The following is a 20,496-nucleotide window of genomic DNA, read 5'->3' on the forward strand; positions in this document are numbered from 1 at the left end:
TGAACAGGCACAATCGGGTCATGCCGTCGCCCTCCCCGCATGCCGCGCCCGCACGCAACCCCACGCCCAACCTGCGGGAGCGCTTCGATGCGATGCGCAACCTCGGCCCGTTCCTGCGCCAGATCTGGCAGACCAGCCGCGTCCTGACCCTCGCCAGCCTCGGCCTGCGCCTGCTGCGCGCGTTCGTGCCGGTGGTGACGCTGTACATCGCCAAGCTCATCATCGACGAAGCCATCCGGCTGGTCGGGCTGGGGCTGGACTTCGGTTCGCTCGGCGATGCCTGGCACAGCGGCCAACTCGACACGCTGGCGACGCTGCTGGCGCTGGAGTTCACGCTGGCCATCGGTTCCGACCTGCTCGGCCGACTGGTGAGCTACGCGGACGCACTGCTGTCGGAACTGTTCACCAACGCGACCAGCGTGCGGCTGATGGAGCACGCGGCCACGCTCGACCTGGAGGATTTCGAAGACCCCGACCTGCAGGACAAGCTGGATCGCGCGCGCCGCCAGACGATGGGGCGCATGAACCTGATGAGCCAGTTGTTCGGCCAGGTGCAGGACGCGATCACCGTGGTCGCCTTCGCCGCGGGACTGCTGGTCTACGCGCCGTGGCTGATCGCGCTGCTTGCCGTCGCGCTAATCCCGGCCTTCGTCGGTGAGGCGCATTTCAACGCGCTGGGCTATTCGCTCAACTTCCAGTGGACGCCGGAGCGGCGCCAGCTCGAGTACCTGCGCCAGATGGGCGCCAGCGTGGAAACGGCGAAGGAGGTGAAGATCTTCAACCTCCACCGCTTCCTGATCGAGCGCTACCGCGGGCTGGCGGAGAAGTTCTTCCTCGCCAACCGCGCCCTCGCGCGCCGGCGCGCACTGTGGGGCACGGTGCTCGCCGCGCTGGGCACGCTGGGCTATTACGTCGCCTACGGCTATATCGCGTGGCGCACGGTGCGCGGCGACTTCAGCATCGGCGACCTGACCTTTCTGGCCGGCAGTTTCCTGCGTCTGCGCCAGTTGCTGGAAGGCCTGCTGATCGGCTTCTCGCAGGTGGCCGGCCAGGCGCTGTACCTGGACGACCTGTTTTCGTTTTTCGAGATCGAAGCGGAGATCACCTCAGCCGCCGACGCCGTCCCGATCCCGCGGCCGATCACGCGCGGCTTCGTGTTCGAGAACGTCGGCTTCCGCTATCCGGACGCCGAACGCTGGGCGGTACGCCATCTCGATTTCGAACTGCAGTCCGGCGAAGTGCTGGCGCTGGTCGGCGAGAACGGCGCCGGCAAGACCACGCTGGTGAAGCTGCTCGCCCGCCTGTACGACCCCGACGAGGGTCGCATCCTGCTGGACGGCCGCGACCTGCGCGACTACGCCCTGGACGACCTGCGCGCCAACATCGGCGTGATCTTCCAGGATTTCGTGCGCTACCACCTGACCGCGGGCGAGAACATCGGCGTCGGCCGCATCGAAGCGATGGACGACCAGGCACGCGTACGCGCCGCCGCCGCGCGCGCGATGGCCGACGAGGTCATCGCCAGCCTGCCGCGCGGCTACGACCAGTTGGTCGGCCGTCGCTTCAAGAACAGCGTCGATCTGTCCGGCGGCCAATGGCAGAAGATCGCCATCGCGCGCGCCTACATGCGCGATGCACAGGTGATGATCCTGGATGAACCGACCGCGGCACTCGATGCGCGTTCGGAATTCGAGGTCTTCCAACGCTTCAAGGAATTGTCGGACAATCGGACCGCGGTGCTGATCTCGCACCGCTTCTCCAGCGTCCGCATGGCCGACCGCATCCTGGTCCTCGACCAGGGCCGCCTGGAAGCCAGTGGCACGCACGAACAACTCATGGCCGCCGGCGGCCGTTACGCCGAACTGTTCGAACTGCAGGCCGCCGGTTACCGCTGACCTTCCCCACACAGGAGACACGACGTTGCGCCACGCCCACCACCGACTCGCCACCGCCCTCCTCATCGCGCTGCCGCTGGCCGCCTGCAACTCCTCCGCCACCGGCGACGCCGCCAAGGCCGCTGCGCCCGCCGCCGCGCAGGCTGCACCTGCCGACCAGCCGTCGCAGACGCTGGCCAGCGCCCAGGGGCAGGTCCGCGTCACCCGCGTGGCGAGCGGCCTGTCCCATCCGTGGAGCCTGGCCTTCCTGCCGGACGGCGCCATGCTGGTCACCGAGCGCAGCGGCCAGTTGCGCCGCGTCGGCGCCGACGGCGCGGTATCCGCGCCGATCACCGGCACCCCGAAGGTGTTCGCCACCGGCCAGGGCGGCCTGCTCGACGTCGTGCTTGCACCGGATTTCGCCAGCAGCCAGCGCATCTACCTGAGTTACGCCGAACCCGGCGAGGACGGCACCGCCGGCACCGCCGTCGCCTACGGCACGCTGTCGGGTGACGCGCTGAGCGACGTCAAGGTCATCTATCGGCAGGAACCGAAACTCGAGGGCCCGAACCATTTCGGCTCGCGCATCGTGTTCGACGATGCCGGTCATGTCTTCATCAGCCAGGGGGAACGCAACCAGCGTCCGACCTCGCAGGACCTGGGCAAACTGCAGGGCAAGCTGGTGCGGTTGAACCTGGACGGCAGCGTGCCGCAGGACAATCCCTTCGTCGGCAAGGCCGACGCGCGTCCGGAGATCTACAGCTACGGCCACCGCAACATGCAGGGCATGGCGCGCGATCCGCGCACCGGCACGCTGTGGCAGAGCGAGCACGGTCCGCGCGGCGGCGACGAGATCAACCTGCCGCAGCCCGGCAAGAACTACGGCTGGCCGATCATCACCTACGGCATCAACTATTCCGGCCAGCCGATCCCGGAAGCCGAAGGCAAGGCCAAGGACGGCATGGAACAGCCGTACCACATGTGGGAGAAGTCGCCCGGCGTGTCCGGCATGGCCTTCCTCGTCGAAAAGCCCGGCAATCCCTGGAACAACAGCCTATTCCTCGGCGCGCTGGCCGAGCGCAACCTGATCCGCCTGACCCTGGACGGCGACAAGATCGTCGGCGAGGAACGACTGCTCAACGAGATCGGCGAGCGCGTTCGCGACGTCCGCGTCAATGCGGACGGCCACGTCTACGTCGTCACCGACGAGGACGACGGCAAGATCTGGCGCATCGAACCGCCGCAGGCGCCGTGAGGAATCTTTCGATGATGCGATCCGTGCTGATGGCCTGTGCGCTGTGTGCCGCATCGCTGGCGCATGCGCAGTCGCCGGTGGACGACTACACCGGCGCCAAGCAGCGCGCGGATGCCGATGAGGCGTCGCTGTCCGCATCGTCGGCGGATGCCATGCGCGATGCGCAGGGCATCGCGCTGGACGCCGCCATCGCCGGCTGCGCCACGCCGACGGCGAACACCTCGCCGTTCGTGGTGGTGGCCGAACTGGATGCCGCCGGCAAGGTCGTGCGCACCTGGCGCGACGGCAGCACCCCGCTGGCGATCTGCGTGCAGAAGGGGATCGACAGCAGCACACTGTCGGTCCCGCCGCGCGCGCCGTTCTTCACCTCGTTCGAACTGAGCTTCACCCGATGAGCGACGCCGCCACCGACATCAACGCCCTGCTGCGCGCCCGCCTGCCGGCTGGAGTCCCGCTGCAGATTCCGCCGCCCTGCCTGCTCGACATGCAGGGCGAGCCGGTCGACTACGTGGAAGGTCAGTCGCTGGCGATGCGCTTCCCGGTGCTGGCCCGCTACCAAAATCCGATCGGGCACATGCAGGGCGGTTTCATCGTGGCCGCGCTGGACAACACGCTGGGGCCGTTCTCGTACCTGATCGCACCGCCGAGCGTGACGACGTCGCTCAACACGCAGTACCTGCGCCCGGTGACGCAGGAGATGCCGCACATCGTCTGTCACGCGCGGTTGGTGGAGCGGACGCGCACGCAGCTGTTCCTGGCGGGCGAGGTACGCAACGAGGCCGGCCGCGTGCTGGCGATGTGCCAGGCGGTGTGCCAGATCCTGCCGCAGAAGGCAGGCTGACGTGATCAAGCCCCTCTCCCACCGGGAGAGGGGTTGGGGTGAGGGCCAACGGAGTCCATGTCTTCGGCTGACCATGGCTGCGACCACATCCGCGATGGCTTGGGCTGTTGGTAGCCTTGCCGGATGTGTCCTCATCTCGGACACATGGTGCCGCTCGCCGCGGAAGCATTCCTTTCTTTGCTCGTGCAAAGAAAGGAACCAAAGAAACACACCCCAGGCGGCACGCCCTGCGCTGCGCGCAGGGTCCGCGAGCAGGCCGGGAATTTCCGTAGGGCACATCCATGTGCCATACGGAAACGCCGTCATCCATGACGGCGCCCTTCGGGTTTTACCCGGCCCACTCGCCGTGCCTCATGGGGACCCAAAGGCAAACAAAGCAACGCAGCGGCCTCGGATGTCTCAGGCGTGGCTCTTGGGCCCCCTGAGGTCCGGCAGTCACGGCGGGCAAAACCCGCAGGGCGGCGCACAAGGATGTGCGCCGTTTTCGTACAGGGCAGGATGCCCTGCACGAAAATTCCTGCCGGGACTGCGAACCCGCCGCGCAGCGGCGGGCGGACCGCCGGGGTGTGTTTCTTTTGCTTACTTTTCTTTGCACAAGCAAAGAAAAGTAAGGCCTCCGCGGCGAGCGGCGCCATGCGTCTGAGAATAAAGAACCGTCCCGTAAGGCCATGAAGCCAAAAACCATCGCGGATGCGGGCCACCCCATGGAGAGCGAAGACACGGACTCCGTTGCCCCTCACCCCAACCCCTCTCCCGCAGGGAGAGGGCCTTTGCTTCGAGGAGAGGGGCTCAATTCAGCGCAACTCGAACCGGTCCGCATCCAGCATCGCCGGGAACCGCTCCCGATGCGCCATCAACCCCTCCGCCGACGCCGTCGTCGTCACCACACCCTCGCCCGCCGGCAACTCCACCACCGGCTGCCCCAGCATGTCGATGACCGCACTGTCACCGCTGTACTCGTGCCCATTGCCATCCGTGCCGGCGCGATTCACCGCCGCCACGTAGCACAGGTTCTCGATCGCCCGCGCCCGCAACAGCGTCTTCCACGGATAGGCCCGCGCCGCCGGCCAATTCGCCACGAACAGCTGCAGATCGAAATCCAGCTGACCCGGCCGTTCGACGTCGTACCGGTTGCGCGCGAACACCGGGAAACGCAGGTCGTAGCAGACCAACGGATTGATGCGCCAGCCCTTCCACTCCACCGTCAGCCGGTCACGGCCGGCGGCATAGCGTTGGTGCTCGTTGGCGTAACGGAACAGATGGCGCTTGTCGTAGTACTGCAGATCGCCATCGGGCGTCGCGAACAACAGGCGGTTGAACACACCCTCCGCCGTCCTCAGCTGCACGCTGCCGGTGACGGCGGCATCGAGTTTCGCCGCCTGTTCGCGGATCCACGCTACCGTGGCGCCCTCCATGCCTTCGGCCTGGTCGATCGCCTCGTTGCTGAAGCCGCTGGTGAAGGTCTCCGGCAGGATCACCAGATCGCTCTGCCCTGCAAGCGGCGCGATCAGGCCACCGTAGTAGTCGCGGTTGCCCGCCGGGTCGTGCCAGCGCGTCTCGCCCTGGACGAGGGAAATGCGGAGGTCTTGCATGCTCTCTTCCTCACTGCCTGTTACCACGAGCGCGGCAACGGAACTTCTTCAAACGTCATCCCAGCGAACGCTGGGATCCCTTTTGCTTTCGTGTCGTCTAAGCCGGAGACATCCAAGACAGAAGCCAATGGGTCCCAGCGTTCGCTGAGATGACGGTCAGAGCGTCTTCAACCGCTCGATCGCCGCATCCAGCGTCGCCTCGTTCTTGGCGAAGCACAGCCGTGCCAGGCGCTGCCCGGCCGGCGGTGTCTCGTAGAACGGCGACAGCGGGATCGCGGTGACGCCGTGCTCGATGGTCAGCCACTTCACGAACTCGGCATCCGGCAGGTCGATGACCGCCGAATAGTCGACCAGCTGGAAGTAGCCGCCCGGCACCGGCAGCGGCTTGAACTTCGTGCCAAGCAACTGCTCGCGGAAGCGGTCGCGCTTCTCCTGGTAGAACGCGCCGAGCTGCTCGTAGTGCTCCGGCTCCTGCCGGATCATCGCGGCGAAGGCGTGCTGCGCCGGGGCGAACGTGCAGAACACGTTGTACTGGTGCACCTTGCGGAACTCCGCGCTCAGTACCGGCGGCGCGATGGCGTAGCCGATCTTCCAGCCGGTGCAGTGGTAGGTCTTGCCGAAGCTGGACACCACGAAGGCGCGCGCGGCCAGCTCGGGATAACGCAGGATGGATTCGTGGCGGCGGCCGTCGAAGACGATGTGCTCGTACACCTCATCCGAGATCAGATAGATGCCGGTGCCTTCCAGCAACGCGGACAGCGCGCGGATGTCGGCCTCGCCGAACATCGCGCCGGACGGGTTGTGCGGGCTGTTGACGATCAGCAGGCGCGTGTTCGGCGTGACGGCCGCGCGCACGCGGTCCCAGTCCACCGCGAACGTCTGCGGATCCAGCGGCACGTGCACGGCGCGCGCGCCGGCCAGGTCGATGGCCGGTTCATAGCTGTCGTAGGCCGGGTCCAGCACGATGACCTCTTCGCCCGGACGGACCACCGCGTGGATCGCGTTGAACAGCGCCTCGGTGGCGCCACTGGTCACGGTGATCTCGGTGTCCGGGTCCACCTGCCGGCGGTAGCAGCGCAGCACCTTCTCGGCGATGGCCTGGCGCAGCGGCGCCACGCCGGTCATCGGTGCGTACTGGTTGTGGCCGGCGCGCATGGCGGCGTCCAGTTCGTCCACCAGCTGCGACGGCACCGCGAAATCCGGGAAGCCCTGTCCCAGGTTGACCGCGCCGTGCTCGGCGGCCAGCTGCGACATCACGGTGAAGATGGTGGTGCCCACCTTGGGCAGCTTGGTCTGGGGCTGGATCATCCCGGGTCAGGCACTCGATGGAGGGGGGAGGTGGAGTGTACGCGCTCGGCATTACGCGCGATGATGCGGCCATGGCCGAACACAGTGTTCCCGCCGACGGCACCGGAACCGGGGATGTCCCCGACGCGGAACGCGCGCGGCTGGCCACCGCCTGGGCCGCCGCGCATTACTTCGTCACCGTCGGCCGCCAGGAATGGCTGTTCCGCACCGGCATGACCGCCGAGGATGTCGAACGGCAGGTGATGGCCTCGCGTTATCTGTTCGTCACCGCCTGGAATCCGCCGCCCGGCGACACGCCGCGGCACCTCAACGACGACGCCCAGGAACGCCTGCACGCCCGGTTGCACACGCTGGGCCTGTCCTTCCACCCTGCACTGGGCTGCGACAACCAGGGCGGGATGGTCGAGCACGGCTGCCTGGTGCTGGATGCCACGCTGGCGCAGGCCGACGGCCTGGCCCGCGAATTCGGCCAGGGCGGCACGCTGTTCTGGCATGCGGACGCGCCGGTGCGGCTGCGCATGATGTGGCCGCGCCCGCCGCAGGCCGACGGCGATCCGCATACCGACTGGGTGGGCTAGGACAGCGGATTGCCGACCGCGACCGTCGGTCGCAGGCGGCCGGACCGGCACCTCCGTTTAGAATGGGCGGCTGAACCGCCAGGACACTCCAGCCTCCCGCCCGGGAACGCCCGATCCGATGACCGACGCCGCTTCCCGCCACCCACCGTTGCTGGCCGCCCGCGCCCTGGCGTTCTCGCGCAATGACGAGCCGGTGTTCGGGCCGCTGGAGTTCGCCGTCGATGCGGGCGAAGCACTGCTGGTGCAGGGCGGCAACGGCGTCGGCAAGACCACCCTGCTGCGCGTGCTGGCCGGCCTGCTGCGCGCCGATGCCGGCCAGATCGACATCGACGGCCAGCCCGCCGGGCCGTCGCGGCGGGCGCATGCGATGGCCTACCTCGGTCACCTGCCCGCGCTTAAGGCCGACCTGAACACGCTCGAGAATCTCAACTTCCTCTGCGGCCTGCACGGACGCCGCGCCCGCCAGATGCCGGGCAATGCGCTGGCGATGGTCGGCCTGGCCGGCTACGAGGACGCCCTCGCCCGCCAGCTGTCCGCCGGGCAGAAGAAGCGCCTGTCGCTGGCGCGCCTGTGGCTGTCGCCGTCGCCGCTGTGGCTGCTGGACGAGCCCTACGCCAACCTCGACCTGGACGGCATCAACCTGGTCAACCGCATGATCTCGGCGCACCTGCGCGATGGCGGCGCGGCGCTGGTCACCACGCACGGCGCCTACGCCGCCCCGCCGGTGCAGACGCGGATGCTGGTGATGGAGCGTCCGGCATGAGCACGGCGCCGTCGCTGTTCCAGACCGCCCGCGCGCTCGTCGTCCGCGACGTGCAGCTGCTGTGGCGCCGCCGTGGCGATGCGCTGCAACCGGCGCTGTTCGCGCTGCTGGTGGTGGTGCTGTTCGCACTCGGCTTGGGCACCGCGCCGCTGGTGCTGTCGAAGGTCGCGCCGGCGGTGATCTGGGTCGCGGTGCTGCTGGCCGGCCTGCTGTCGCTGGACACGCTGTTCCGTGGCGATGCCGAGGACGGTTCGCTCGAACAGTGGATCCTCGCACCGGTACCGCTGGCCTGGCTGGTGCTGGTACGCGTCCTGATCCATTGGGCCACCACCGCCCTGCCGATGGTGCTCGCCGCGCCGCTGCTCGGCGAGATGCTGCACCTGCCGCGCAGCGAACTGCCGATGCTGCTTGCGACGCTCGCGCTGGGCACGCCGCTGCTGAGCCTGCTGGGCGCGGTGGTCGCGGCGCTGACGGTCGGCATGAGGCGCTCTGGTATCCTTGTGGCCTTGCTGGCGCTGCCGTTGTACGTGCCCGTGCTGGTGTTCGGCGCCGGTGCCGTCGCCGCCAGCGCACAAGGGCTGGATGCCTCCGGCGCCCTCCTCTGGCTGGCCGCCGGCCTGCTGCTCTCGCTGCTGCTGGCGCCGCTGGCGGCCGCCGCGGCGATCCGCATCGCCCTGACCTGAAGACCTACGCCGCCGCATGAATCCTCTCGTCCGCTGGTTCCACCAACTCGGTTCACCACCCACCTTCGACCGCTTCGCGGCGCGCTGGACGCCGTGGTGCTACCTGGCCGCCATCGTGCTGCTCGGCGTGGGCCTGTGGCAGGCGCTGTTCGTGGTGCCGGCCGACTATCAGCAGGGCGACAGCTTCCGCATCCTCTACATCCACGTGCCCAGCGCGTGGATGAGCATGTTCGTGTTCGGCCTGATGGCGTTCTACGCGGCTATCGCACTGGTCTGGCGCATCAAGCTGTGCGAGATCCTGGCGATGGCCTGCGCGCCCACCGGCGCCGCGTTCACCGTCATCACCCTGGCCACCGGCAGCATCTGGGGCAAGCCGATGTGGGGCACGTGGTGGGATTGGGACCCGCGCCTGACTACCGAACTGATCCTGCTGTTCCTCTACCTGGGCGTGATGGGCCTGTACGGCGCCATCGACGACCGCCGCAGCGCGGCGCGCGCGGCCGGCCTGCTGGCCATCGTCGGCGTGGCGATCCTGCCGGTGATCCGCTACTCGGTGGTGTGGTGGAACTCGCTGCACCAGGGCCAGACCATCCGCGTCTTCGGCGAGTCCAGCATGGACGACAGCATGATCCTGCCGCTGGTGCTGATGGTGGTCGCCACCAAGTTCTGGTTCGCCGGCTCGCTGCTGGCGCGCGCGCGCGCCGACAACCTGCGCCGCGAGGCCGGCAAGGAATGGGTGGCGAAGCTCGCCGCCGCGAAGGAGGCCGCGCCGTGAGCTACCTGGAATACGTCATCGGCGCCTACGCCGTGTTCGCCGTGGTGCTGGGCTGGGATTTCCTCGCCCCGCGCCTGCAGGTGCGCCGCGAACTGCGCGCCGCCCGCCAACGCGTGGCGCGCGATGCGCGCCGCAGCGCCGCCCCCGCCGACCTGGAACGCTGACCGATGAATCCCGTGCGTCGCCGCCGCCTGCTGTTCGTGCTGATCGCCATCGTGCTCGGCGGCACTGCCACCGCGCTGATCGCCATGGCGCTGAAGCGCAATGTCGCCTACCTGTACACGCCCGCCGAAGTCCTGCGTGGCGAGGCCGGCGAATCCCGCTTCCGTCTCGGCGGCATGGTCGAGAAGAACTCGTTCAAGCGCGAACCCGGTTCGCTGGTCTCGCAGTTCGGCGTCACCGACGGCGATGCGCAGCTGACCGTGCGCTACGACAAGATCCTGCCCGACCTGTTCCGTGAAGGACAGGCCGTGGTCGCCACCGGCTCGATGCAGGACGGCGTGTTCGTCGCCACCGACGTGCTGGCCAAGCACGACGAGGCCTACATGCCGAAGGAAGTCGCCGACAAGATGGGCAAGGCGCACCAGAAGCATGATGTGCAGGCCGGGCCTGCGGGGTCGCCGAATTGATCCTCGCGCCCGCCGACCATTGCCTTCTCCCCGCAAGCGGGGAGAAGGTGCCCGGAGGGCGGATGAGGGGCGCTTTTGCTTTCGGACGCTACCGTCAGACGTCCAGTCCGCGCATCCGGATGTACGCGGATTGTTCGGAACTCCGCCACTCCGCTCCCCCCACCCCCGCCTTCGGCACCCTCTCCCCGCTTCGCCGGGCGAGGGAATGGAACCCGCATGCTTCCTGAACTCGGACAAATCGCGCTGATCCTGGCGCTGCTGGTCGCCATCGTGCAATCGGTCGTGCCGCTGGCCGGCGCGCAGCGCAACAAGGCGGCGTGGATGGACGTCGCACGCCCGGCCGCCTACGCGCAGCTGTGGCTGGTGATGCTGGCCTTCATCGCGCTGACCGTGGCGTTCGTGCAGCAGGATTTCTCGGTCAAGTACGTGGCCGACAACTCCAACTCGCTGCTGCCGATGGTCTACCGCTATACCGCAGTCTGGGGGTCGCACGAAGGCTCGCTGCTGCTGTGGGCGCTGGTGCTCGCCGTGTGGACCGCTGCGGTGGCGCTGTTCTCGCGCGGCCTGCCCGACGTGGTGATGGCACGCGTGCTGGGCGTGATGGGCATCGTCGCGATCGGTTTCCTCGCCTTCCTGATCTTCACCTCCAATCCGTTCGTGCGCCTGCTGCCCTCGCCGGGCGAAGGCCGCGACCTCAACCCGCTGCTGCAGGACCCGGGGATGATCATCCATCCGCCGCTGCTGTACGTGGGCTACGTGGGCTTCGTGGTGCCGTTCGCGTTCGCCATCGCCGCGCTGATGGACGGCCACGTCGATGCGCGCTGGCTGCGCTGGACGCGCCCGTGGACGAACGTGGCCTGGGGCTTCCTGACGCTGGGCATCGCGCTGGGCAGCTGGTGGGCGTATTACGAACTGGGCTGGGGCGGCTGGTGGTTCTGGGATCCGGTCGAGAACGCCAGCTTCATGCCGTGGCTGGTCGGTGCGGCCCTGATCCACTCGCAGGCGGTCACCGAGAAGCGCGGCGCGTTCCGGGGCTGGACGCTGCTGCTCGCCATCGCCGCATTCTCGCTGTCGCTGCTGGGCACGTTCCTGGTGCGCTCGGGCGTGATCACCAGCGTGCACGCGTTCGCCGCCGACCCCACCCGTGGCGTGTTCATCCTGATCTTCCTCGGCGTCGTGATCGGCAGCTCGCTGCTGCTGTACGCGCTGCGTGCGCCGCAGTTGGCCGAGGGCGAATCGGAGAAGTCGTATTTCGCGGCCAGTTCGCGCGAGACGCTGCTGCTGGCCAACAATCTGCTGCTGACCGCGGCCTGCGCGATGGTGCTGCTGGGCACGCTGTATCCGCTGATCGCCGACGCGCTCGACCTCGGGAAGATCTCCGTAGGCCCGCCCTACTTCAGCCTGCTCTTCATCGTGCTGATGGCGCCGCTGGTGGCGCTGGTGCCCTTCGGGCCGATCACCAAGTGGCAGCGCGACAACCTGGCCAAGCCGTTCGCGATGCTACTGCCGTGGGCCGGCCTGTCGCTCGTGCTGGCCGTCATTGCGTACTTCATGGCGCCGCAGGGCAAGCTGAAGGTCGCCGCCGGCATCCTCGGCGCGGCCTGGGTCGGCCTGGGCACGCTGCGCTTCCTGTGGCAGCGCCTGCGCGCCAACGGCCGCTTCACCCCCGAGATGCTCGGCATGACGCTGGCGCATACCGGCGTCGCCGTGTTCCTGGTCGGCGCGCTGCTGGTCGAAGGCCTGAACGTGCAGCGCGAGCTGGCGGTGAAGCCCGGTCAGACCGTCGAGGTCGGCCGCTGGGGCTTCCACTTCCAGGGCGTCGATGAAACCCAGGGCCCCAACTACCTGTCCGACCGCGGCCACGTGCAAGTGCTGCGCGACGGCAAGCCGGTGGTCCTGCTGCACCCGGAGAAGCGTGCCTACGCCAGCGGCGGCCAGGTGATGACCGAAGCCGGCATCAAACCGGGGTTGCTGGGCGATGTGTTCGTCGCCATCGGCGAGCCGCTCGGCAACGGGGCCTGGGCGCTGCGCGTGCACATCAAACCCTTCATCCGCTGGATCTGGCTCGGCGCCGCGCTGATGGCGCTGGGCGGCTTCGTCACCGCCGTCGACCGCCGGTTCCGCAACCACAAGACATCCGAGGCGCGTCCCGCATGAACAACGCTTCCGAACTCCCGCCGTCGCCGCCCCGCTCGCGTGGTGCGCTGACGTTCGCGCTGGTCATCATCGGCCTGTTCTTCGTCGGCCTGATGGGCCTGCTGTACTACGGCGTGTCGCAGTCCGACCGCGCCGGCCGCGATGCGCTGCCGTCGCCGCTGATCGGCAAGCCCGCGCCCGCGTTCGACCTGCCACTGCTGCACGATCCGGCCAAGCGCGTCAGCAACGCCGACCTCGCCGGCCAGCCTTATGTGATGAACGTGTGGGGCAGCTGGTGCCCGGAATGCCGCGTCGAGCATCCCATCCTCACGCAGTTCGCGCTGACCAAGCGCGTGCGCTTCATCGGCTACAACCTCAAGGACGAACGCGAGGATGCACTGCGCTGGCTGGAGCAGTTCGGCAACCCGTACATGATGGTGGTCGCCGACCTCGAGGGCCGTACCGCGATCGACTGGGGCATCTACGGCGCACCGGAAACCTTCCTCGTCGACGGCAGCGGCGTGATCCGCTGGAAGCATGTCGGCGCCATCGACCAGGCCATCATCGACCACCAATTGATCCCGGCGCTGGAAAAGATCGAAGCCGGCCAATGAGCGCACGAGTCCCCGCCCTCCTGCGCAGCCTCCTGCTCGCCGTGCTGGTCGCGACCGCCGCCCCGGCGTTCGCGCAGGCCAGCGATCCCACCCCGCTGCAGTTCCGCGACGACGCCGAGGAAGTCCGCTTCCACAGGCTCACCGCCGAACTGCGCTGCGTGATGTGCCAGAACCAGTCGCTGGCCGATTCCAACGCGCAGATCGCGCACGACCTGCGCCGCGAGGTGCTGGACCTGATGCGCCAGGGCAAGGACGACGCGCAGGTGAAGCAGTTCCTGGTCGACCGCTACGGCGAATTCGTGCTGTACAAGCCCGATGTTGCGCCCGGCACCTACATCCTGTGGTTTGGCCCGCTGTTCCTGTTGCTCGCCGGCGGCGTGTGGGTCGGCCTCATCGTCGCGAAACGCTCGAAGCGACCGGCGCCCGCCACCGACGACACCGACCAGGAGTGGTGATGACCACCTTCGTGATCCTCTCCATCGTGCTGTCGCTCGCCGTGCTGCTGGCGGTGCTGTGGCCGCTGTGGCGCGACGCACGCGGCCTGGTGCTGGCCGGCGTGGCGACGCTGGGCATCGCCACGTTTGCGCTGTATCGCGTGGTCGGCACGCCCGCCGCGCTGGAACCGCAGGCCGCAGCCGCCATGCCGACCACGCTGGACGAAGCGGTGGCACAGCTGGAAGCCGAACTGAAGAAGCAGCCGAACGAGCCCGAAGGCTGGCGCCTGCTCGGCAAGTCCTACGCAGCGCTGCAGCGCTTCGACGAGGCGCAGAAGGCGTTCGAGCGCGCCGTGCAGTTGCTGCCCACCGACGCCGACCTGCTGGTCGAAGCCGCGCAAGCGCGGCTGTTCAACAATGCCGACCGCAAGCTCGACGCGCAGGCGATCGCGCTGCTCGACAAGGCCATCGCGATCAATCCCGACCACCAGCGTGCGCTGTGGTTCGTCGGCCTGGCGCAGCGCCAGGAAGGCAAACACGCCGAGGCCGCGAAGACCTGGGAGCCGCTGCTGGCCAAGGTCGATCCGAACACCGCCGCCACCCTGCGCACGCAGATCAACGAAGCGCGCGCCGAGGCCGGCCTGCCGCCGCTGGCGGAGACGGCACCCGCATCGCCTGCGGATGCCGCGCCTGCGCTGCTCACGGTGACCGTGGACCTGGCACCCGCACTGAAGGACAAGCTGGCGCCGGGCGATACGCTGTTCGTGTTCGCGCGCCAGATCGGCGGTCCGCCGATGCCGGTCGCCGCCAAGCGCCTGCCGGTGTCCGCCTTCCCGGTGACGGTGCCGCTCGGCGACGGCGACAGCCCGATGCCGACACTGAAGCTGTCGCAACTGCCGCAGGTGCAGTTGGTCGCCCGCATCGCCAAGGGCAATGGCCCGGCCGCGCAGTCCGGCGACCTGGAAGCCACCGCCGTCACCGCCGACGTCAAGGCCGGCAACACGTACACGCTGACGATCGATCGCGTGGTGCCGTAAGGCATAGCGACACGCCGATGCGTTTCCTTCTCCCCGCATGCGGGGAGAAGGTGCCCGGAGGGCGGATGAGGGGCAGAGCGCGGCGCAGACCCGTGCGTTGGCGCATCCCCACTCCGTTCGCCCCTCACCCGCCTTCGGCACCCTCTCCCCGCTGCGCAGGGCGAGGGGAAAGGCTGCGCCACGACGCACCCCGCGATGCTTCCATGGCATGGCGTCGCTCCATCGCCTTGCCTACACTCCGGCGACGATCCACTTCTCACCCACCGCATGAGCCGCGCCCGCACCGTGTCCCGGCTCGCACCGTGGATCGCCGTCCCCGCCCTGCTCGGCCTGCTGCTCCCGCTGCAACGCGCTTGGTTGCCCGGCGACGGATCTTTCGGCTGGGCGCTGGACCTGTTCGCGCACTGGCAGCCGCTGTACGCGCTGGCATGGCTGCTCGCCTGCCTGCTCGGCGCGCCGCGCGACAAACGCTGGCTGCTGGGCCTGCCCCTGCTGGCCCTGCCGTGGTTCACCGTCAGCCCGGTTGCGCCGCACGCGGACGAACCACCGGATCTCGTCGTAGCCGTCGCCAACGTCAATATCCGCCAGCGTGACCCCGATGCCCTGCTCGCGTGGCTGCAACGGAAGCCGGCCAATATCGTGGTGCTGACCGAGTTGTCGCCGGACTATGCCGCCGCACTGGCCGCAAGGCAGTACGGCGGCTTCGCGCATCACGCCCTGCATCCGCGGGTCTCGCCGCCCGGCCTGGGCCTGCTGTCCGATCGCCCACTCAGCAATGTGCGCGTACTGGCTGATGGACTCGGCGCGCTACGGATGGAAGTCGATCTCGACATCGACGGTCACAGCGTCCGCTTCGTCGCGGCGCACCCCAAACCACCGATGGCCACGCGCAAGTACCGTGCACGCGATCGCCTGCTGCGCGCACTCGCGACGGACGCCGCCACGCGCCCGACGATCGTCGCCGGCGACCTCAACGCCACGCCCTGGTCCAGCGCAGTGCTGGGCACGGACATGCGCGCGTTGAGGCGCACCACGGGCTGGGCACCGACCTATCCCAGCGAGGGCGGCGGCATGTTCGGCATCGGTATCGACCATGTACTGGTGTCCTCCGGCTTCGACGGCACCGGCGCGGAGCGCGGGCCCGATATCGGCTCGGACCACTTGCCGGTGCGTGCCGGTCTGCGCTGGCGGGGCGATTAGCGCCGTCCGGGTCGCTACACTTGGCGGATGACCGAATTCATCCCCCCCGGCACCCGCTTCCATCCCCTGCCCTCGCCGTTCCGCATGAAGCGCAGCGGCGCGCTGCATGGGGCGCGGATGGCGTACGAGACCTGGGGCACGTTGAACGCGCGCCGCGACAATGCGGTGCTGATCGTCACTGGGCTGTCGCCAGACGCACATGCGGCGCGTAATGCCGGCAACGACGCGGAAGGCTGGTGGGAGGCGATGGTCGGGCCGGGCAAGCCGATCGATACCGACCGCTGGTTCGTGGTTTGCGTGAATTCGCTGGGCAGCTGCAAGGGCTCGACGGGTCCCGCGTCGGTCAATCCGGACACCGGTGCGCTGTACCGCCTCGACTTCCCCGAGCTGTCGGTGGAAGACGGCGCCAATGCGGCCTTCGACGTGGTGCGCGGGCTGGGCATCGAGCAGTTGGCCTGCATCGTAGGCAATTCGATGGGCGGGATGACGGCGCTGGCCTACCTGCTGCTGCATCCGGGTGCGGCGCGCACGCACATCAACATCTCGGGCAGTGCGCAGGCGCTGCCGTTCTCCATCGCCATCCGCTCACTGCAGCGCGAGGCGATCCGGCTGGATCCCAACTGGAATGGCGGTCAGTACGACGACGACACGTACCCCGAATCCGGTATGCGCATGGCGCGCAAGCTGGGTGTGATCACCTACCGCTCGGCGCTGGAATGGGACGGCCGCTTCGGTCGCGTGCGACTGGAATCGGATCGTCCCGACGAGGAACCGTTCGGACTGGAGTTCCAGGTGGAAAGCTATCTGGAAGGCCATGCGCGCCGCTTTGTGCGCCGCTTCGATCCGAACTGCTATCTGTACCTCAGCCGGTCGATGGACTGGTTCGATCTCGCCGACTATGCCGGGGGCGAGCAGGCGGAGGGCGACGTGCTGGAGGGGTTGGCGAAGATCCGCGTGCAGCGGGCGCTGGCGATCGGCGCCACCACCGACATCCTGTTCCCGCTGCAACAGCAGCAGCAGATCGCCGAGGGCCTGGCGGCCGGCGGGGCGGAGGCGGAGTTCCTGCCGCTGGAGTCGCCGCAGGGCCACGACGCCTTCCTGGTGGATTTCGACCGGTTCGGGCCGGCCGTGGCGGACTTCCTCGCCTCGATCTGACCGGCTTTTTCCTTCTCCCCCCGGGAGAAGGTGGCGCGCAGCGCCGGATGAGGGTGTGCCTCGATAGCGTTTCCCGAACCGGGCTGCGGAACGAGCCACAGCGAGCAGATGAGCTGAACAGCCAATAGTTCACCTCCATGGCTCGCTGCGGCTCGCTCATCAACACAGAGTCGGATTCGATACGGTGGCGCCCCCAACCCCTCTCCCGAGGGGAGAGGGGCTCAATACCGGCCATTCCGCACCGCACGACGCCTACCCCGGCCCAGCGGCTAAAATGGCCCCACATTCTCAAGCGGGCCGTGCCATGACCCTCGATTTCCCCGGCGCCGACAAGCTGGTCGCCTCGCTGGACGCCGCCGTCACCCTGGGCGACGACCGTGCCGTCACCGATGCGCTGCGCAAGTCGCTGTGCGAACTGATCTGCGACGAGGAGGTCAGCCTGCCGGCCTGCGTGCTGGACCCGATCTCGGACCACTACGCGCGCCGCGAGCTGTACACCAGCCCGGAGCATGGCTACAGCGTCATCGCGATGACCTGGGGCCCGGGCCAGGGCACGAAGATCCACGATCACTCGGGCATGTGGTGCGTGGAAGGCGTGTGGCGCGGGCGGCTGGAGATCACGCAGTACGAGCTGGCCGAGCATGACGATGTGCGTTACCGCTTCATCCAGGCAGGCACGATCGAGGCCGGCACGGGCTCGGCCGGCAGCCTGATTCCGCCGCACGAGTACCACACGATCCGCAATCCGAGCAACAAGGCGATCGCGGTCAGCGTGCATGTCTACCAGCGCACGATGGTCCGCTGCGGAATCTTCACGCCGGAGGAAGAGGCCGGCAAGGACGGCTGGCAGCGCCGTGGCGAGCGCCTGCTGGGCACGGACCAGGTCAACTGAGCCACTGCGGAGCCCTGCCTCTGTCGGCCAGGGGTGGGCCTCGGCTATACTCCGCGTCCGTGCCGGAGTGGCGGAATGGTAGACGCAGCGGACTCAAAATCCGCCGCCCTTAAAAGCGTGTGGGTTCGAGTCCCACCTCCGGCACCACGATCAAACCCTGGACCTCCAGGGTTTTTTCTTGCCTGCAATAGTTGCGCGACCTAGTCCCGCAACCACCTGAGCATCTGCGGATAGTGGCCGGCCGCGTCGATACCGGCGGCGCCGACCCGTGTCATGCCGCATCGCGCAAGCCCCGCGCTGCCCGGATAGACCCCGACGCCGAACGTGGCGATCAGTGCAGCCGACTGTCCGTGATAGCCCTCGTCGTGGAACAGCACCGACGGCGCCAACCCGATCGCCATGCAGGCTGCATACGCCCATGCGGTCGCCTCCGCTTCGCCGACGTCGGCGTCATCGGCGTGATCCTCGAGTGCATCGGACAATGCGCTGCGCGCCGATGCCGGCGTCGTGGCGATATGTCCGGCTTCGTGCAGCAGATCACCGGGCCACCGCAGGCGCGTCCGATCCACGATCACCGTACCGCGGTCGATACGGATACCCGGCAGAAAACTGGTATCGGGCACCAGGTCCTCGGATACGTCGATGCCGATCCGCCGCAGGAATTCGACGATCCGGTCCGTCGTCAGCTCGTCATCCATCGCTCTCGTGTTTCCGTTCCAGATGTCAGGGCGTGCTATGCGCCGACCAGGTCAATCTTCGAAGTACGGATGTCCGGCAAGAAACGAAATTCGTACGGACACCGTCGGCATAGCATTGCCGATCTTCCTGCCAGGTACTCGTCATCATCGCAGGATGGTTGAGCCGAAGGCGATACCCGTCATAGTGACGCCGAGCCTACGTGATTGATGGGTAGACCTGCTCTACCGTTGAAAGCCGCCTTCGGCTCCACCCATCCTACCGATCACGCGCTTCGCGCTCGGAGACTCGCGAATGTCGTCCCCGTCAGCCGCTCGGACTCCTCCCAGAGCCGCGTGGCGACGCCGACATCCTCAGCCTGCGCGGGCACCTTGGCCACGACCGGGTGGCCACGCGTTTCGCTCATCCTGTCGGGACCGTAGTAGCCACCCGCTTGTGCCGTCGGCGCAGTCGCGGCGTACAAGGGCGGCAACGCGCCCTGCTCGGCGGGCTGGAACAGGAACCACAGGTATCGCCTGGCAAGTGCCTGCGGACTGCGCGGGCCGGCGCCGTTGGGCAGCAGGTCCGTGCGCGATATGCCTGGATGCGCGGCGATGCTCCGGATACCCCACCCTTCCCTCGCGCTCCGGCGCTGCAGCTCGAACGCGAACATCAGGCACGCCAGCTTCGACTGGCTGTAGGCGGTCATCGGCACGTAGCGACGGCGCGACTGCAGGTCATCGAAATCGATCGCCCCGCTACGCGCAGCGATGCTGGACAAGGATACGACGCGGGCATCGCGCGCCTCGCGCAACAGCGGCAGCAATCTCGCGGTGAGCGCGAAGTGACCCAGATGGTTCGTACCCAGCTGCAGTTCGAAACCGTCGACGGTTTCCTTGCGCTGCGGCGGCGTCATCAACGCCGCATTGTTGACCAGCAAGTCCAAGCTGCCGTGCGAGCGCAGTACGGTCTCGGCGAAGGTCTCGATCGACTCCAGGTTGGCCAGGTCGACGGCACCGAAGCGCACCCGGGCCCTGGGCAATGATCGGCTGATCTGCTCGACGGCAGCCGCGCCCTTGGCGGCATTCCTGCCGGCCACGATGACGGTGGCGCCGGCCTTTGCCAGCGCCATGGACACGTGGAAACCGATGCCACCGGTTCCGGTGACCAGCACGGTGCGCCCGAGTTGGGACGGGATATCGGATGTGGTCCAGCCTGCCATGACGGTTGCCTCGTTGGGGGAGAGGTGGGCGTGCGGACAACGCGACGCCGGCAATGCGGCGCAGCGCAGGAAACGACAGGCATCCGCGCGATCACCGCGATGCAGTGTTGCGGCGCGACTTTAAGAAGCCTTTAAGGCGTGCGGCGGCGATCCGGCGTCGTTCAACGGAGGCTCGCGCGATAGTGGCAGGATGCGGCTCGCACGCGAGATCGCAATCCATGCACAAAAAAGGGAGGCGCGCTGCGCCTCCCACAACGAATTTATACAACACCGGGGGGCTTGCGGCAAGGCCCGGTGCGGGCTTCAGTATCGCCGGCCTGTCGATACGACAGACCACCGGAGCGTCACCACGATGAGCAGCAGCGAGATCTACTACCACGGCACCAAGGCGAAGCTGGTTCCCGGCGATCTGATCTCGGCGGGTCATGCCTCCAACTTCGGCAAGCGCAACCTCGCGAAGTACGTCTATCTGACGGCGATGCTGGAAGCGGCGACTTGGGGCGCGGAACTGGCCGTCGGCGAAGGCCGTGGGCATATCTACCTCGTCGAGGCGACCGGTCCGTTCGAGGACGATCCCAACCTCACCAACCAGCGCTTCCCCGGCAACCCAACCCGGTCGTATCGCACACGCGACCCGCTACGCGTCGTCGCCGAAGTGAATGGCTGGATCGGTCACACGCCGGAACAGCTCAAGACCATGCGCGATCGGCTGGCGGAGTTGGATCGGCAGGGTGTGGAGGCCATCGAGGATTGAGGGACCATCGTCTACGCACATCGCGTAGATCCATAGACCCATAGGCTGGGGTGAGCAAAGCGAACCCCAACCGCGTTGA

The 20,496-nt window shown here is 67.9% G+C and carries 22 protein-coding genes and 1 tRNA gene; 19 read left to right on the top strand and 4 right to left on the bottom strand.

Annotated elements, in window-relative coordinates; all coding sequences use genetic code 11:
- The first annotated feature begins 20 nt into the window (after window positions 1-20).
- Genes AC04MD_RS16380 through AC04MD_RS16395 form a run of 4 tightly spaced genes read left to right on the top strand, consistent with a single transcriptional unit; the run spans window position 21 to window position 3,970 of the window.
- A complete protein-coding gene (locus tag AC04MD_RS16380) occupies window positions 21-1,895 on the top strand; it encodes an ABC transporter ATP-binding protein (protein WP_475498338.1) in 1,875 nt (624 codons plus the stop codon).
- Between the two features lie 25 nt (window positions 1,896-1,920).
- A complete protein-coding gene (locus AC04MD_RS16385) occupies window positions 1,921-3,129 on the top strand; it encodes a PQQ-dependent sugar dehydrogenase (RefSeq protein WP_475498339.1) in 1,209 nt (402 codons plus the stop codon).
- A gap of 11 nt (window positions 3,130-3,140) precedes the next feature.
- A complete protein-coding gene (locus AC04MD_RS16390; protein ID WP_475498340.1) occupies window positions 3,141-3,524 on the top strand; it encodes a hypothetical protein in 384 nt (127 codons plus the stop codon).
- Complete coding sequence (locus tag AC04MD_RS16395; RefSeq protein WP_475498341.1) at window positions 3,521-3,970, top strand: PaaI family thioesterase; 450 nt, start codon at window positions 3,521-3,523, stop codon at window positions 3,968-3,970. Before AC04MD_RS16390 ends, AC04MD_RS16395 begins: the two co-directional genes overlap by 4 nt.
- Before the next feature lie 794 nt (window positions 3,971-4,764).
- On the opposite strand, the gene AC04MD_RS16400 is transcribed toward AC04MD_RS16395, so the two are convergent.
- Window positions 4,765-5,562 (bottom strand): amidohydrolase, encoded by a 798-nt coding sequence (locus AC04MD_RS16400; protein WP_475498342.1) that lies wholly within the window; start codon window positions 5,560-5,562, stop codon window positions 4,765-4,767.
- A 156-nt stretch (window positions 5,563-5,718) separates the two neighbouring features.
- The gene (locus AC04MD_RS16405; RefSeq protein WP_475498548.1) at window positions 5,719-6,867 is read right to left on the bottom strand and encodes a pyridoxal phosphate-dependent aminotransferase; all 1,149 of its coding nucleotides are present in this window, start codon (window positions 6,865-6,867) and stop codon (window positions 5,719-5,721) included.
- Between the two features lie 74 nt (window positions 6,868-6,941).
- Here AC04MD_RS16405 and AC04MD_RS16410 point away from each other — a divergent pair, with 74 nt between their 5' ends.
- The 14 genes from AC04MD_RS16410 to AC04MD_RS16475 all read left to right on the top strand — a co-directional run bounded on the left by AC04MD_RS16410 (window position 6,942) and on the right by AC04MD_RS16475 (window position 17,913).
- Window positions 6,942-7,448, top strand: a complete 507-nt coding sequence (locus AC04MD_RS16410; RefSeq protein ID WP_475498343.1) for a DUF3293 domain-containing protein — start codon at window positions 6,942-6,944, stop codon at window positions 7,446-7,448.
- A gap of 118 nt (window positions 7,449-7,566) precedes the next feature.
- Window positions 7,567-8,211, top strand: a complete 645-nt coding sequence (gene ccmA, locus AC04MD_RS16415; RefSeq protein ID WP_475498344.1) for a heme ABC exporter ATP-binding protein CcmA — start codon at window positions 7,567-7,569, stop codon at window positions 8,209-8,211.
- Window positions 8,208-8,894: a heme exporter protein CcmB gene (ccmB, locus tag AC04MD_RS16420; RefSeq protein WP_475498345.1), complete on the top strand. Its 687-nt coding sequence runs from the start codon at window positions 8,208-8,210 to the stop codon at window positions 8,892-8,894. The genes ccmA and ccmB overlap by 4 nt, the downstream gene beginning before the upstream one ends.
- 16 nt (window positions 8,895-8,910) lie before the next feature.
- A complete protein-coding gene (locus AC04MD_RS16425) occupies window positions 8,911-9,669 on the top strand; it encodes a heme ABC transporter permease (protein ID WP_475498346.1) in 759 nt (252 codons plus the stop codon).
- A complete protein-coding gene (locus AC04MD_RS16430) occupies window positions 9,666-9,833 on the top strand; it encodes a heme exporter protein CcmD (RefSeq protein WP_298123050.1) in 168 nt (55 codons plus the stop codon). The genes AC04MD_RS16425 and AC04MD_RS16430 overlap by 4 nt, the downstream gene beginning before the upstream one ends.
- Window positions 9,834-9,836: 3 nt before the next feature.
- A complete protein-coding gene (ccmE, locus tag AC04MD_RS16435; protein WP_475498347.1) occupies window positions 9,837-10,298 on the top strand; it encodes a cytochrome c maturation protein CcmE in 462 nt (153 codons plus the stop codon).
- A gap of 216 nt (window positions 10,299-10,514) precedes the next feature.
- On the top strand, window positions 10,515-12,455 hold the full coding sequence (locus AC04MD_RS16440; RefSeq protein ID WP_475498348.1) for a heme lyase CcmF/NrfE family subunit: 1,941 nt from the start codon (window positions 10,515-10,517) through the stop codon (window positions 12,453-12,455).
- Between the two features lie 92 nt (window positions 12,456-12,547).
- Entirely contained in the window at window positions 12,548-13,048 is a 501-nt protein-coding gene (locus AC04MD_RS16445) for a DsbE family thiol:disulfide interchange protein (RefSeq protein WP_475498549.1), read from the top strand.
- The gene (locus AC04MD_RS16450) at window positions 13,045-13,503 is read left to right on the top strand and encodes a cytochrome c-type biogenesis protein (RefSeq protein ID WP_475498349.1); all 459 of its coding nucleotides are present in this window, start codon (window positions 13,045-13,047) and stop codon (window positions 13,501-13,503) included. Before AC04MD_RS16445 ends, AC04MD_RS16450 begins: the two co-directional genes overlap by 4 nt.
- The gene (locus tag AC04MD_RS16455) at window positions 13,503-14,519 is read left to right on the top strand and encodes a tetratricopeptide repeat protein (RefSeq protein WP_475498350.1); all 1,017 of its coding nucleotides are present in this window, start codon (window positions 13,503-13,505) and stop codon (window positions 14,517-14,519) included. Before AC04MD_RS16450 ends, AC04MD_RS16455 begins: the two co-directional genes overlap by 1 nt.
- Window positions 14,520-14,786: 267 nt before the next feature.
- Window positions 14,787-15,719 carry an endonuclease/exonuclease/phosphatase family protein gene (locus AC04MD_RS16460; protein WP_475498351.1) on the top strand — a complete coding sequence of 311 codons (933 nt, stop codon included), beginning with the start codon at window positions 14,787-14,789 and terminating at the stop codon, window positions 15,717-15,719.
- Window positions 15,720-15,746: 27 nt separating this feature from the next.
- Window positions 15,747-16,874, top strand: coding sequence for a homoserine O-acetyltransferase MetX (gene metX, locus AC04MD_RS16465; RefSeq protein WP_475498352.1), 1,128 nt, complete (start codon window positions 15,747-15,749; stop codon window positions 16,872-16,874).
- A 304-nt stretch (window positions 16,875-17,178) separates the two neighbouring features.
- Complete coding sequence (locus AC04MD_RS16470) at window positions 17,179-17,766, top strand: cysteine dioxygenase family protein (protein WP_475498353.1); 588 nt, start codon at window positions 17,179-17,181, stop codon at window positions 17,764-17,766.
- A gap of 61 nt (window positions 17,767-17,827) precedes the next feature.
- Window positions 17,828-17,913 (top strand) — tRNA-Leu (locus tag AC04MD_RS16475).
- Between the two features lie 53 nt (window positions 17,914-17,966).
- On the opposite strand, the gene AC04MD_RS16480 is transcribed toward AC04MD_RS16475, so the two are convergent.
- Together AC04MD_RS16480 and AC04MD_RS16485 are read right to left on the bottom strand one after the other, a co-directional pair.
- On the bottom strand, window positions 17,967-18,464 hold the full coding sequence (locus AC04MD_RS16480) for a hypothetical protein (RefSeq protein WP_475498354.1): 498 nt from the start codon (window positions 18,462-18,464) through the stop codon (window positions 17,967-17,969).
- Window positions 18,465-18,727: 263 nt separating this feature from the next.
- Window positions 18,728-19,663 carry an SDR family oxidoreductase gene (locus tag AC04MD_RS16485; protein WP_475498355.1) on the bottom strand — a complete coding sequence of 312 codons (936 nt, stop codon included), beginning with the start codon at window positions 19,661-19,663 and terminating at the stop codon, window positions 18,728-18,730.
- A gap of 352 nt (window positions 19,664-20,015) precedes the next feature.
- Here AC04MD_RS16485 and arr point away from each other — a divergent pair, with 352 nt between their 5' ends.
- Window positions 20,016-20,417, top strand: coding sequence for an NAD(+)--rifampin ADP-ribosyltransferase (gene arr / locus AC04MD_RS16490; RefSeq protein WP_475498356.1), 402 nt, complete (start codon window positions 20,016-20,018; stop codon window positions 20,415-20,417).
- The last annotated feature ends 79 nt before the right edge of the window (window positions 20,418-20,496 follow it).

The sequence above is a fragment of the Pseudoxanthomonas sp. LjRoot206 genome (genome assembly GCF_056175725.1).

Coding starts and splice junctions, on each gene's coding strand:
- AC04MD_RS16380 (WP_475498338.1), top strand. CDS start 21: ATGCCGTCGCCCTCCCCGCATGCCGCGCCCGCACGCAACCCCACGCCC.
- AC04MD_RS16390 (WP_475498340.1), top strand. CDS start 3,141: ATGATGCGATCCGTGCTGATGGCCTGTGCGCTGTGTGCCGCATCGCTG.
- AC04MD_RS16395 (WP_475498341.1), top strand. CDS start 3,521: ATGAGCGACGCCGCCACCGACATCAACGCCCTGCTGCGCGCCCGCCTG.
- AC04MD_RS16400 (WP_475498342.1), bottom strand. CDS start 5,562: ATGCAAGACCTCCGCATTTCCCTCGTCCAGGGCGAGACGCGCTGGCAC.
- AC04MD_RS16410 (WP_475498343.1), top strand. CDS start 6,942: ATGGCCGAACACAGTGTTCCCGCCGACGGCACCGGAACCGGGGATGTC.
- ccmA (WP_475498344.1), top strand. CDS start 7,567: ATGACCGACGCCGCTTCCCGCCACCCACCGTTGCTGGCCGCCCGCGCC.
- ccmB (WP_475498345.1), top strand. CDS start 8,208: ATGAGCACGGCGCCGTCGCTGTTCCAGACCGCCCGCGCGCTCGTCGTC.
- AC04MD_RS16425 (WP_475498346.1), top strand. CDS start 8,911: ATGAATCCTCTCGTCCGCTGGTTCCACCAACTCGGTTCACCACCCACC.
- ccmE (WP_475498347.1), top strand. CDS start 9,837: ATGAATCCCGTGCGTCGCCGCCGCCTGCTGTTCGTGCTGATCGCCATC.
- AC04MD_RS16440 (WP_475498348.1), top strand. CDS start 10,515: ATGCTTCCTGAACTCGGACAAATCGCGCTGATCCTGGCGCTGCTGGTC.
- AC04MD_RS16445 (WP_475498549.1), top strand. CDS start 12,548: ATGGGCCTGCTGTACTACGGCGTGTCGCAGTCCGACCGCGCCGGCCGC.
- AC04MD_RS16450 (WP_475498349.1), top strand. CDS start 13,045: ATGAGCGCACGAGTCCCCGCCCTCCTGCGCAGCCTCCTGCTCGCCGTG.
- AC04MD_RS16455 (WP_475498350.1), top strand. CDS start 13,503: ATGACCACCTTCGTGATCCTCTCCATCGTGCTGTCGCTCGCCGTGCTG.
- AC04MD_RS16460 (WP_475498351.1), top strand. CDS start 14,787: ATGAGCCGCGCCCGCACCGTGTCCCGGCTCGCACCGTGGATCGCCGTC.
- metX (WP_475498352.1), top strand. CDS start 15,747: ATGACCGAATTCATCCCCCCCGGCACCCGCTTCCATCCCCTGCCCTCG.
- AC04MD_RS16470 (WP_475498353.1), top strand. CDS start 17,179: ATGACCCTCGATTTCCCCGGCGCCGACAAGCTGGTCGCCTCGCTGGAC.
- AC04MD_RS16480 (WP_475498354.1), bottom strand. CDS start 18,464: ATGGATGACGAGCTGACGACGGACCGGATCGTCGAATTCCTGCGGCGG.
- AC04MD_RS16485 (WP_475498355.1), bottom strand. CDS start 19,663: ATGGCAGGCTGGACCACATCCGATATCCCGTCCCAACTCGGGCGCACC.
- arr (WP_475498356.1), top strand. CDS start 20,016: ATGAGCAGCAGCGAGATCTACTACCACGGCACCAAGGCGAAGCTGGTT.